This window comes from Pseudomonas sp. SDO5591_S426, assembly GCF_054070755.1.
Genome location: NZ_JBSVXD010000189.1, coordinates 1 through 10,485 on the forward strand (window position 1 = coordinate 1; position 10,485 = coordinate 10,485).

Consider the following 10,485-nt stretch of genomic DNA (forward strand, 5'->3'; position numbering starts at 1 on the left):
GTGATTCCCTTGTAGGAGCTGCCGCAGGCTGCGATCTTTTGCTTTTTAGGCCGGAACAGCCTTGGCCTTCGCCTCCCTGTCCCAAACCCGATGCTGCCCGATCGCCGCAAAAAACGCCTTGAACAGCTTGGCATCCGTCCCGACGATCAACCCCGCATCCGCCTCCAGCTTCAACACATCCAGCAACTGCTTCGCCTCGCCATGCAGCGCTATCGCCTTCAAGTGTTTGTAAGCCTCCAGCAAATAATGCAGCGCCACGCCGTCAGTGCTCAGTGCCTTGATTGAGGCCGCGCCACCGGGCACGAACACCGCGTCGAATGCCACTGAAGGCAAGCCTTCCATGGACGCATCCACGGGCAACATCTTGCCGTCGGCGGTTTTCACCGGCGCCGAGGTTGGCCCCAGCAGTTTGGCGTGGGCGCCTTCGGCTTCCAGCGCTTTCTTCATCGCATCAATCGCCGCGCCATCCACGCCATTGGCTGCCAGGATCGCCACTTTGCGGGTCTTGATATCCGCGGGCAGCAAATTGGCCTGGCTTAAGGCCGGCGAGCGCTCCAGCGATATTTTCGGCACTTCGACCGTCCCGGCCGTCGGCGCTGGCAACCCGAGGTTTTGCGCCACCCGCTTGGCCAGTTCCAGATCGATATTGGCGAGGATTTCATTGACCTGCCTTGCACGGATGAACTCGCGTTCGACTTTACCCAGTTCAAAGCTGTAGGCCGAAATGATGTGTTCCTGCTCGTGCTTGCTCATGCTGTGGAAAAACAGCCGTGCCTGGGAAAAATGGTCGCTGAAAGACTCGCTGCGTTGGCGGATTTTGTTGGCGTCGATACGCTCCGGATAACTCTCGAAGCCGCCATCCTGTGCAGCGGGTGGCGTCTCTTTCGGCCAGCCGCCATCGATGGAATTCGGCTCGTAAGATGCGCGGCCCTTGTCGATGACGGTGCGATGCAACGCATCCCGCTGACCGCTATGGAACGGAGCAATGGGCCGGTTGATCGGGATCTCGTGAAAATTCGGTCCGCCGAGTCGGCTGATTTGCGTGTCGGTGTAGGAAAACAGCCGACCTTGCAGCAACGGGTCGTTAGAGAAATCGATGCCCGGCACCACATGCCCGGGGCAGAACGCGACCTGTTCGGTCTCGGCAAAGAAGTTGTCCGGGTTGCGATTGAGCACCATTTTGCCCAGCGGCGTAATCGGTACGAGTTCCTCAGGAATGAGTTTGGTGGGGTCGAGGATGTCGAAATCGAAGGCGTGTTCGTTTTCCTCCTCGATAACCTGCACACCCAGCTCCCATTCCGGGTAGTCCCCCATCTCAATGGCTTCCCACAGATCGCGACGGTGGTAGTCGGTATCTTTACCCGCGAGCTTTTGCGCTTCGTCCCACACCAATGAGCAAACCCCGGCAGTGGGGCGCCAGTGGAATTTCACAAAGCGAGATTTACCCTCGGCATTGATCATGCGAAAGCTGTGCACACCGAAGCCCTGCATGCTGCGCAGGCTTTTGGGGATTGCCCGGTCGGACATCGCCCAGATGACCATGTGCGCCGATTCAGGTTGCAGTGAAACAAAGTCCCAGAAGGTGTCGTGGGCCGAACCCCCGGTAGGCATTTCGTTGTGCGGCTCGGGTTTGACCGCGTGTACGAAGTCCGGAAACTTGATGGCGTCCTGAATGAAAAACACCGGCATGTTGTTGCCCACCAGGTCGTAGTTACCTTCCTCGGTGAAGAACTTCACCGCGAAACCTCTGACGTCTCGCACGGTATCGCCTGACCCACGAGGGCCTTGCACCGTAGAAAAGCGCACGAACACCGGTGTCTTCAGGCTTGGGTCTTGTAGGAAACCTGCCTTGGTTAGCACGCTGTGGTTCTCGTAGCTCTGGAAGTAACCATGGGCACCGACACCCCGGGCGTGGACGATGCGCTCGGGAATGCGCTCATGGTCAAAGTGCGTGATCTTTTCACGCATGATGAAGTCTTCGAGCAGCGACGGCCCGCGAGCCCCGGCCTTCAGCGTGTTCTGGTTGTCCGCCACCTTGACGCCTTGATTGGTGCGCAAGGCCTGGCCGGTGGCGTCGGAGCGGAATTTTTCCAGGCTATCGAGTTTGGCGTTGGTGTTGTTGCGGTCCAGGGTGTCGGTCCCGGCCAGTGCGCTCTTGGTGGCGGCAGGCTTCTTGGTGCTCATCAGGCATCTCTCCTCAGGCATTTTTTCGGGGTGCCTAATTAGTGACTGGTGGCGTTTTTAGCCGTTCCTTTTATCTGACCTTTGATCGCGTTATTGCCAAATGACTGGTCGAATGCGAAATAAATGCTAAGAACTGCTATACGGACAGGCTAAAATGCGCGCCCGGCTAACCGCTGATCCTTTTCTAACGCGCCCCACAAGGTTCGCTACGTGATCGAGTTTCAAAACGTCCATAAAACCTACCGCGTCGCCGGTAGGGATATCCCCGCCCTGCACCCGACCAATCTGACGATTGAGAACGGTCAGGTCTTTGGCCTGATCGGCCATTCCGGTGCGGGAAAAAGTACCCTGCTGCGTCTGATCAATCGCCTGGAAAACTCCAGCGGCGGCAAGATCATCGTCGACGGCGAAGAAGTCACCGCGCTCGACGCCAATGGTTTGCGCCGTTTCCGTCAGCAGGTCGGGATGATTTTCCAGCACTTCAACCTGCTGGCGTCCAAGACCGTGGCCGACAACGTCGCCATGCCGCTGACGCTGGCCGGTGAGCTGTCGCGCAGTGAAATCGATCAGCGCGTGGCCGAATTGCTGGCGCGGGTTGGCTTGTCCGATCACGCCAGGAAATACCCGGCGCAATTGTCCGGTGGCCAGAAGCAGCGTGTGGGCATCGCCCGCGCCCTGGCCACCAAGCCAAAAATCCTGCTGTGCGACGAAGCCACCAGCGCACTGGACCCGCAGACCACCGCGTCAGTCCTGCAATTGCTGGCCGAGATCAATCGCGAACTAAAACTGACCATCGTGCTGATCACCCATGAAATGGACGTGATCCGCCGAGTCTGCGATCAAGTTGGCGTGATGGACGCGGGCGTGATCGTCGAGCAAGGTCCGGTAGCAGATGTGTTCCTGCATCCGAAGCACGTAACCACCAAGCGCTTCGTGCAGGAAGACGAACAGATCGACGAAAGCGAGCAGCGCGACGACTTCGCTCATGTGCCGGGTCGCATTGTGCGTCTGACCTTCCAGGGCGAAGCGACCTACGCGCCGCTGCTGGGTACCGTCGCCCGCGAAACGGGTGTGGACTACAGCATCCTCGCCGGTCGTATCGATCGCATCAAAGACATTCCCTACGGGCAACTGACCCTGGCCGTGACCGGTGGTGATATGGAAGCGGCCTTCGCCCGCTTCACCGCAGCCGACGTCCACATGGAGGTGCTGCGTTAATGGAAGCCCTGACAAGTTTCTTCGCCAATATCGACTGGTTCGAAATCTGGCTGGCCACGGGCGACACCCTGCTGATGCTCGGCGGTTCGCTGTTATTCACCGTGCTGCTGGGCCTGCCGCTGGGCGTGTTGCTGTTCCTCTGCAGCCCGCGCCAGTTGCTGGAAGCCAAAGGCGTCTACGCGATGTTGTCGCTGGTGGTGAACATCCTGCGTTCGTTGCCGTTCATTATTCTGTTGATCGTGATGATTCCGTTCACGGTGTTGATCACCGGCACGTCCCTTGGCGTCGCTGGCGCGATCCCGCCGCTGGTGGTCGGTGCCACGCCGTTCTTCGCTCGACTGGTGGAAACCGCCCTGCGTGAAGTGGATCGCGGCATCATCGAAGCGACCCAGGCCATGGGCGCGACCACGCGGCAGATCATCACCAACGCCTTGCTGCCCGAAGCCCGTCCGGGCATCTACGCTGCGATTACGGTGACAGCCATTACGCTGGTGTCCTACACGGCGATGGCCGGTGTGGTCGGCGCGGGAGGCTTGGGTGACCTGGCCATCCGCTTCGGCTACCAACGTTTCCAGACCGACGTGATGGTGGTCACGGTGGTGTTGCTGCTGATACTGGTTCAAATACTGCAAACCGTCGGCGACAAACTGGTCGTCCACTTTTCCCGTAAGTAAGACCTGAGCCGGCCATTCGCTGGCAGGCGCCAAACGGGCGCCGCAAGCGGGTACCCACATGGAGTTAGCTGAATGAAGAAACTACTCGTCGCGTTCGCTGCCGTTGCAGCCTTTTCCGCCCACGCTGCCGACACCCTGACTGTCGCGGCGACCCCGGTTCCGCACGCGGAAATCCTCGAATTCGTTAAGCCGGCGCTGGCCAAAGAAGGCGTCGACCTGAAGGTCAAAGTCTTCACCGACTATATCCAGCCGAACGTGCAAGTCGCGGAAAAACGCCTGGACGCCAACTTCTTCCAGCACCAGCCGTACCTCGATGAGTTCAACAAGGCCAAAGGCACCAACCTGGTTTCCGTGGCTGGCGTGCATCTGGAACCGCTGGGCGCTTACTCCAGCAAATACAAAACCCTGGATGAGCTGCCAAGCACCGCCACCGTGGTTATCCCGAACGACGCCACCAACGGCGGCCGTGCGCTGTTGCTGCTGGCCAAGGCTGGCGTGATCAAGTTGGCGAATGCCAACAACATCCTGTCGACCGTCAAGGACATCACCGAGAACCCGAAAAACCTGAAGTTCCGTGAGCTGGAAGCCGCGACCATCCCGCGCGTGCTGACCCAGGTCGACCTGGCGCTGATCAACACCAACTACGCGCTGGAAGCCAAGCTCGATCCGGCCAAGGATGCTCTGGTCATCGAAGGCAGCGATTCGCCTTACGTGAACATTCTGGTGGCGCGTCCTGATGACAAGGACAGCGAAGCGATGAAGAAACTGGTTGCCGCGCTGCACAGCCCGGAAGTGAAAGCCTTCATTCTCGAGAAGTACAAAGGCGCGGTCGTGCCGGCGTTCTGATTGCGGATGAAACGAAAAAGGGGCGCATTCAATGCGCCCCTTTTTTTGCCCAAAAAAAAGGGCCTGGAGAGTGATCTCCAAGCCCTCAAAAGGTGAGAGGTGTCTAGTCCCTCGACCTGGTGAGCGGTGCTACAAGTGATGCGTCGGTTCAGGCTTTCAGCGGAACCAGACGCGGAGCAATCATGTTTTCCGGGCGCAGGATGTCGGCGAGCATGGCGTCGTCGAGCAAGCCTTCTTCGCGCACCAGTTCCAGCACGCCGCGGCCGCTTTCGAGCGCGATGCGGGCGATGCGGGTGGCGTTTTCGTAGCCGATGTACGGGTTCAGCGCGGTAACCAGGCCGATCGAGTGTTCGACCAGTTCACGGCAACGTTCTTCGTTGGCGGTGATACCGGTGATGCAGTGCTCGCGCAGCATGTCCATGGCGCGTTGCAGCAGACGGATCGAGTCGAAGATCTTGAAAGCGATCAGCGGCTCCATCACGTTCAGTTGCAGTTGGCCGCCTTCGGCCGCGATGGTCAGGGCCAGGTCGTTGCCGATGATCTGGAACGCCACCTGGTTTACGGCTTCCGGGATAACCGGGTTGACCTTGCCAGGCATGATCGAGCTGCCTGGCTGACGTGCCGGCAGATTGATTTCGTTGATGCCGGTGCGTGGGCCGCTGGACAGCAGACGCAGGTCGTTGCAGATCTTCGACAGCTTGACCGCGGTGCGCTTGAGCATGCCGGAGAACAGCACGAAGGCGCCCATGTCGGACGTGGCTTCGATCAAGTCGGCTGCCGGTACCAGCGGGTGACCGCTGATGGTCGCCAGGCGCTGAACGGCCAAGTGCTGGTAACGCGGGTCGGCGTTGATGCCGGTACCGATCGCGGTGCCGCCCAGGTTCACTTCGGTCAGCAGCTCAGGAGCCAGAGTCTTCAGGCGCGCCAGGTCTTCGCCCAGGGTAGTGGCGAAAGCACGGAATTCCTGGCCGAGGGTCATCGGCACGGCGTCTTGCAGTTGGGTACGGCCCATCTTCAGGACGTGGCTGAATTCTTCACCTTTGGCAGCGAACGACTGGATCAGGCTGTCGAGGCTGGCCAGCAGCGCGTCGTGACCCAGCAGCAGACCCAGGCGGATCGCCGTCGGGTAAGCGTCGTTGGTCGACTGCGCCATGTTCACATCGTTGTTCGGGTGCAGGTACTGGTATTCGCCTTTCTGGTGACCCATCGCTTCAAGAGCAATGTTGGCGATCACTTCGTTGGCGTTCATGTTGGTGGATGTACCAGCGCCACCTTGAATCATGTCCACCACGAACTCTTCGTGGAAGTCGCCGCGGATCAGTCGTGCACAGGCTTCGCTGATGGCAGCGTGCTTGGCTTCGCTCAGGTGACCCAGCTCGCGGTTGGCGTCAGCGGCGGCTTGTTTAACCATCGCCAGGCCGACTACCAGTTTCGGGTAATGCGAAATCGGAACGCCGGAGAGACGGAAGTTGTTCACCGCTCGCAGGGTCTGGATGCCGTAATACGCTTGAGCCGGTACTTCGAGTACGCCAAGCAGGTCTTTTTCTGTGCGGAATGATGCAGCGGAGGACATGATAGAAATCATCTCGATATGGACCCGGTCTGTGCCGGAACACTGCAAATGCTAGGCTCGTGGAGGATTTTGAGCCAATGCTGTTAAACACTGGCCTATGCATATTCGGCATAATGCCCGTGTGACGCCGAGTTGACGGCGAGCGTGTGACCTAAATTGGTGCGTGTCCGGGAGGACGTGATGAATCTGGAAAGCAAATGGCTGGAGGACTTTAGTGCCCTGGCCGCCACCCGCAGCTTCTCCCAGGCAGCGGAAAGACGCTTCGTAACGCAGCCGGCGTTCAGCCGGCGAATCCGCAGCCTCGAAGCGGCGTTGGGACTGACGCTGGTCAATCGCTCGCGCACGCCAGTCGAACTGACGGCGGCGGGGCAATTGTTTCTGGTGACCGCGCGCACCGTGGTCGAACAACTCGGTGAAGTGCTGCGCCATCTGCATCATCTGGAGGGCGGGCAGGGCGAAGTGATGCAGGTCGCGGCTGCTCACTCGCTGGCGCTAGGTTTTTTCCCACGCTGGATCGCGCAGTTGCGCAACGAAGGCTTGAACATTGCCACGCGGCTGGTGGCGACCAACGTCGGCGACGCGGTGCATGCGCTTCGTGAAGGCGGCTGCGATTTGATGCTCGCGTTCTATGACCCGGATGCGGCGATGCAGATGGACCCGGAAATTTTCCCTTCGCTGCACTTGGGGCACACCGAAATGTTGCCGGTGTGTGCGGCGGACGCCGACGGCAAGCCGTTGTTCGATCTGGAGGGCGAGGCCAGCGTGCCGCTGCTGGCCTACAGCGCCGGCGCGTTTCTCGGGCGCTCGGTGAACGGCTTGCTGCGCCAGCGGGCGTTGCGGTTTACCACGGTGTACGAAACGGCCATGGCCGACAGCCTGAAAAGCATGGCGCTGGAAGGGTTGGGGATTGCCTGGGTGCCTCAGCTGAGCGTTCGTGCCGAACTGGCTCGCGGCGAGTTGGTGGTGTGCGGCGGGCCACAATGGCATGTGCCGCTGGAGATTCGTTTGTATCGCTGTGCCTTGGTGCGCAAAGCGAATGTGCGCCTGTTGTGGCGCAAGCTCGAAGGCGGCGCTGCACAGGCTTCCTGAAAAGATCGCAGCCTGCGGCAGCTACATGTTGAAATGCGTTCCCCTGTAGGAGCTGCCGAAGGCTGCGATCTTTTGATCTTTTTGGCTGACCTTCAGGTCAATAAAACCGGGCCTTTGGCTCATTTGACAGATGGTCGTTTCGGGGGCTGTTTATCTGCTTCATTGAGGTATACTGCGCGGCCTTCGGCCGGTTACGACTGGCCATAATTCGTACAATCAAGCCACGCACTCTGCGTGGCTTGTTGTTTTTTGATGCGCCTGCGGGCGCCCAGAGAGAAGAGGCACGACGATGAGTGCATTGGTTGGCGTGATCATGGGCTCCAAGTCCGATTGGTCCACCCTTAGCCACACCGCCGATATGCTGGAAAAGCTCGGCATCCCTTACGAGGTGAAAGTGGTTTCTGCCCACCGCACCCCGGACCTGCTGTTCCAGTACGCTGAAGAAGCGCAAGCGCGTGGCATCGAGGTGATCATCGCCGGTGCCGGCGGCGCAGCCCACTTGCCTGGCATGTGTGCGGCCAAGACTCACCTGCCGGTGCTGGGCGTGCCGGTGCAATCGGCAATGCTCTCGGGCGTCGATTCGCTGCTCTCCATCGTGCAGATGCCGGCGGGCATTCCGGTTGCCACCCTGGCCATCGGCAAGGCCGGCGCGATCAACGCCGCGCTGCTGTCGGCGAGTATCCTGGGCGCCAAGCACCCGCAGTTCCACGAAGTGCTGAAAACCTTCCGTGCTGAGCAGACAGACAGCGTCCTGGAAAATCCAGACCCACGCATCGCCTGAGGTTGTTGACGATGAAGATCGGTGTAATCGGTGGCGGCCAGTTGGGTCGCATGTTGGCGCTGGCGGGCACTCCGCTGGGCATGAACTTCGCTTTCCTCGACCCGGCGCCTGACGCGTGCGCGGCTGCATTGGGCGAACACCTGCGCGCCGATTACGGCGATCAGGACCACTTGCGTCAGTTGGCCGATGAAGTCGATCTGGTGACCTTCGAGTTCGAAAGCGTACCCGCCGAAACCGTGGCGTTCCTGTCGCAATTCGTGCCGGTCTATCCGAGCGCCGAAGCGCTGCGCATCGCCCGCGATCGCTGGTTCGAAAAGAGCATGTTCAAGGACCTGGGGATTCCAACCCCGGCGTTCGCCGATATCCAGTCCCAGGCCGACCTGGACACCGCCGTGGCTTCGATCGGTCTCCCGGCCGTGCTGAAAACCCGTACTTTGGGTTACGACGGCAAGGGTCAGAAAGTCCTGCGTACGCCTGAAGACGTGGTCGGCACGTTCGCCGAACTGGGCAGCGTGGCGTGCCTGCTGGAAGGCTTCGTGCCGTTCACTGGCGAAGTCTCGCTGATCGCCGTGCGCGCTCGCGATGGCGAAACCAAGTTCTACCCGCTGGTACACAACACCCACGACAGCGGCATCCTCAAGCTGTCCGTGGCCAGCACCGATCACCCGTTGCAAGCCTTGGCCGAAGACTATTCCAGCCGCGTGCTCAAGCAGCTGGATTACGTTGGCGTGATGGCGTTCGAGTTCTTTGAAGTCGACGGTGGCCTCAAGGCCAACGAAATCGCCCCGCGTGTGCACAACTCCGGGCACTGGACCACCGAAGGCGCCGAGTGCAGCCAGTTCGAAAACCACCTGCGGGCGGTTGCCGGTCTCCCGCTGGGTTCGACGGCCAAGGTCGGCGAGAGCGCGATGCTCAACTTCATCGGTAAAGTGCCGGACACCGACAGGGTTATTGCGATCGCCGACTGCCACCTGCACCACTACGGCAAGGCGTTCAAGGTCGGCCGCAAGGTCGGTCACGCCAACCTGCGTTGTGCAGATCGCGAAACGCTGGCTGCGCAGATCCTCAAGGTCGAAGCGCTGATCGCCGAGTAAACAGTTTCATGTGGCAGCGGCGGAACCATTGCGGTGCCGCCGTTCTCTCATGGCAGGATGCGAAAGTCTGACTAGGCTTTCGCATAGCCAAATCATTCAGAGGGAAATGCCATGGGAATCATCGGAACCATCTTTATCGGCTTGATCGTCGGCCTGCTCGCACGGTTCCTGAAACCGGGCGATGACAGCATGGGCTGGATCATGACCATCCTGCTCGGTATCGGCGGTTCGCTGGCGGCCACTTACGGCGGCCAGGCCTTGGGCATCTACCAGGCCGGTCAAGGCGCCGGGTTCATCGGTGCTCTGGTTGGTGCCGTGGTGTTGCTGGTGATCTACGGCCTGATCAAAAAGAACTGATTCAAGCGACAAAGTCCTCTCGGCTGCGCAGTCCGGGAGGGCTAGAATGCTCGGCGTTTTCCTTTCCTTGCCGAGCATTTTCATGCGCCGTCTTTTGCTGACTCTTTTATTTCTCGGTTCGGGCCTTGCCCATGCTGGCGAGCTGCCGGAAACCGATTGGCTCGAACTGATGCCCAAGTCCGACCAGAAAGCCCTCGAGGCCATGCCCGAAATCGACCACGACTCCCCCGAAGCCACTGGCACCTTTACCGAAAAGGGTGGCATGAAGCAGAGCAAGGGCTTGCCGGCGGTGATGTATTCGACCAAGACCGTGGCGTCGATGAACGACAAGAACATCCGTATCGGTGGCTATCCGGTGCCGCTGGAGTCCGACGCCAAGGGCAACAGCACGTTGTTTTTCCTCGTGCCATATCCGGGCGCGTGCATCCACGTGCCGCCACCGCCGCCCAATCAACTGGTGCTGGTGCGGTATCCGAAGGGCTTGAAACTCAATGATATCTACACGCCGCTGTGGGTTACCGGCACGTTGAAGGTCGAGAAGGTTAGCAATGATTTGGCGGATGCGGCGTATGCGCTGGATGCGGCGAAAGTCAGAGTGGTGAAAGAGTCGGATTTGTAATCGGTTCGGCAAACAGCAAAAAAGATCGCAGCCTTCGGCAGCTCCTACAG

10 protein-coding genes are annotated in these 10,485 nt (G+C 59.9%); 8 read left to right on the top strand and 2 right to left on the bottom strand.

Annotated elements, in window-relative coordinates:
- Nucleotides 1–45 precede the first annotated feature (45 nt).
- Nucleotides 46–2,184 carry a catalase HPII gene (gene katE, locus ACW9JC_RS25235; protein WP_457458363.1) on the bottom strand — a complete coding sequence of 713 codons (2,139 nt, stop codon included), beginning with the start codon at nucleotides 2,182–2,184 and terminating at the stop codon, nucleotides 46–48.
- A 210-nt stretch (nucleotides 2,185–2,394) separates the two neighbouring features.
- Between katE and ACW9JC_RS25240 the strand changes: the two genes are divergently transcribed.
- The 3 genes from ACW9JC_RS25240 (at nucleotide 2,395) to ACW9JC_RS25250 (ending at nucleotide 4,922) form a co-directional block, all read left to right on the top strand.
- Nucleotides 2,395–3,402 carry a methionine ABC transporter ATP-binding protein gene (locus tag ACW9JC_RS25240; protein ID WP_416128729.1) on the top strand — a complete coding sequence of 336 codons (1,008 nt, stop codon included), beginning with the start codon at nucleotides 2,395–2,397 and terminating at the stop codon, nucleotides 3,400–3,402.
- Nucleotides 3,402–4,076, top strand: coding sequence for a methionine ABC transporter permease (locus ACW9JC_RS25245; protein WP_338584019.1), 675 nt, complete (start codon nucleotides 3,402–3,404; stop codon nucleotides 4,074–4,076). Before ACW9JC_RS25240 ends, ACW9JC_RS25245 begins: the two co-directional genes overlap by 1 nt.
- 72 nt (nucleotides 4,077–4,148) lie before the next feature.
- Nucleotides 4,149–4,922 (top strand): MetQ/NlpA family ABC transporter substrate-binding protein, encoded by a 774-nt coding sequence (locus ACW9JC_RS25250; RefSeq protein ID WP_457458366.1) that lies wholly within the window; start codon nucleotides 4,149–4,151, stop codon nucleotides 4,920–4,922.
- 148 nt (nucleotides 4,923–5,070) lie between these two features.
- Here ACW9JC_RS25250 and aspA read toward each other — a convergent pair whose 3' ends face one another.
- On the bottom strand, nucleotides 5,071–6,495 hold the full coding sequence (gene aspA / locus ACW9JC_RS25255) for an aspartate ammonia-lyase (protein ID WP_020797941.1): 1,425 nt from the start codon (nucleotides 6,493–6,495) through the stop codon (nucleotides 5,071–5,073).
- Nucleotides 6,496–6,675: 180 nt separating this feature from the next.
- Between aspA and ACW9JC_RS25260 the strand changes: the two genes are divergently transcribed.
- From ACW9JC_RS25260 to ACW9JC_RS25280, 5 genes are all read left to right on the top strand, one after another.
- Complete coding sequence (locus ACW9JC_RS25260; protein ID WP_416128727.1) at nucleotides 6,676–7,584, top strand: LysR substrate-binding domain-containing protein; 909 nt, start codon at nucleotides 6,676–6,678, stop codon at nucleotides 7,582–7,584.
- A gap of 289 nt (nucleotides 7,585–7,873) precedes the next feature.
- A complete protein-coding gene (gene purE / locus ACW9JC_RS25265) occupies nucleotides 7,874–8,365 on the top strand; it encodes a 5-(carboxyamino)imidazole ribonucleotide mutase (RefSeq protein WP_416128726.1) in 492 nt (163 codons plus the stop codon).
- Nucleotides 8,366–8,376: 11 nt separating this feature from the next.
- Nucleotides 8,377–9,459, top strand: coding sequence for a 5-(carboxyamino)imidazole ribonucleotide synthase (locus ACW9JC_RS25270; RefSeq protein ID WP_338584022.1), 1,083 nt, complete (start codon nucleotides 8,377–8,379; stop codon nucleotides 9,457–9,459).
- 111 nt (nucleotides 9,460–9,570) lie between these two features.
- Nucleotides 9,571–9,816 carry a GlsB/YeaQ/YmgE family stress response membrane protein gene (locus ACW9JC_RS25275; protein WP_008030708.1) on the top strand — a complete coding sequence of 82 codons (246 nt, stop codon included), beginning with the start codon at nucleotides 9,571–9,573 and terminating at the stop codon, nucleotides 9,814–9,816.
- Nucleotides 9,817–9,898: 82 nt separating this feature from the next.
- Nucleotides 9,899–10,435 carry a DUF3299 domain-containing protein gene (locus ACW9JC_RS25280; protein ID WP_338584023.1) on the top strand — a complete coding sequence of 179 codons (537 nt, stop codon included), beginning with the start codon at nucleotides 9,899–9,901 and terminating at the stop codon, nucleotides 10,433–10,435.
- Nucleotides 10,436–10,485 lie beyond the last annotated feature (50 nt).

Excerpts from the sequence above, each read along its gene's own strand:
- aspA (WP_020797941.1), bottom strand. The coding sequence starts at position 6,495 with ATGTCCTCCGCTGCATCATTCCGCACAGAAAAAGACCTGCTTGGCGTA.
- ACW9JC_RS25260 (WP_416128727.1), top strand. The coding sequence starts at position 6,676 with ATGAATCTGGAAAGCAAATGGCTGGAGGACTTTAGTGCCCTGGCCGCC.
- katE (WP_457458363.1), bottom strand. The coding sequence starts at position 2,184 with ATGAGCACCAAGAAGCCTGCCGCCACCAAGAGCGCACTGGCCGGGACC.
- ACW9JC_RS25280 (WP_338584023.1), top strand. The coding sequence starts at position 9,899 with ATGCGCCGTCTTTTGCTGACTCTTTTATTTCTCGGTTCGGGCCTTGCC.
- ACW9JC_RS25245 (WP_338584019.1), top strand. The coding sequence starts at position 3,402 with ATGGAAGCCCTGACAAGTTTCTTCGCCAATATCGACTGGTTCGAAATC.
- ACW9JC_RS25270 (WP_338584022.1), top strand. The coding sequence starts at position 8,377 with ATGAAGATCGGTGTAATCGGTGGCGGCCAGTTGGGTCGCATGTTGGCG.
- ACW9JC_RS25250 (WP_457458366.1), top strand. The coding sequence starts at position 4,149 with ATGAAGAAACTACTCGTCGCGTTCGCTGCCGTTGCAGCCTTTTCCGCC.
- ACW9JC_RS25275 (WP_008030708.1), top strand. The coding sequence starts at position 9,571 with ATGGGAATCATCGGAACCATCTTTATCGGCTTGATCGTCGGCCTGCTC.
- purE (WP_416128726.1), top strand. The coding sequence starts at position 7,874 with ATGAGTGCATTGGTTGGCGTGATCATGGGCTCCAAGTCCGATTGGTCC.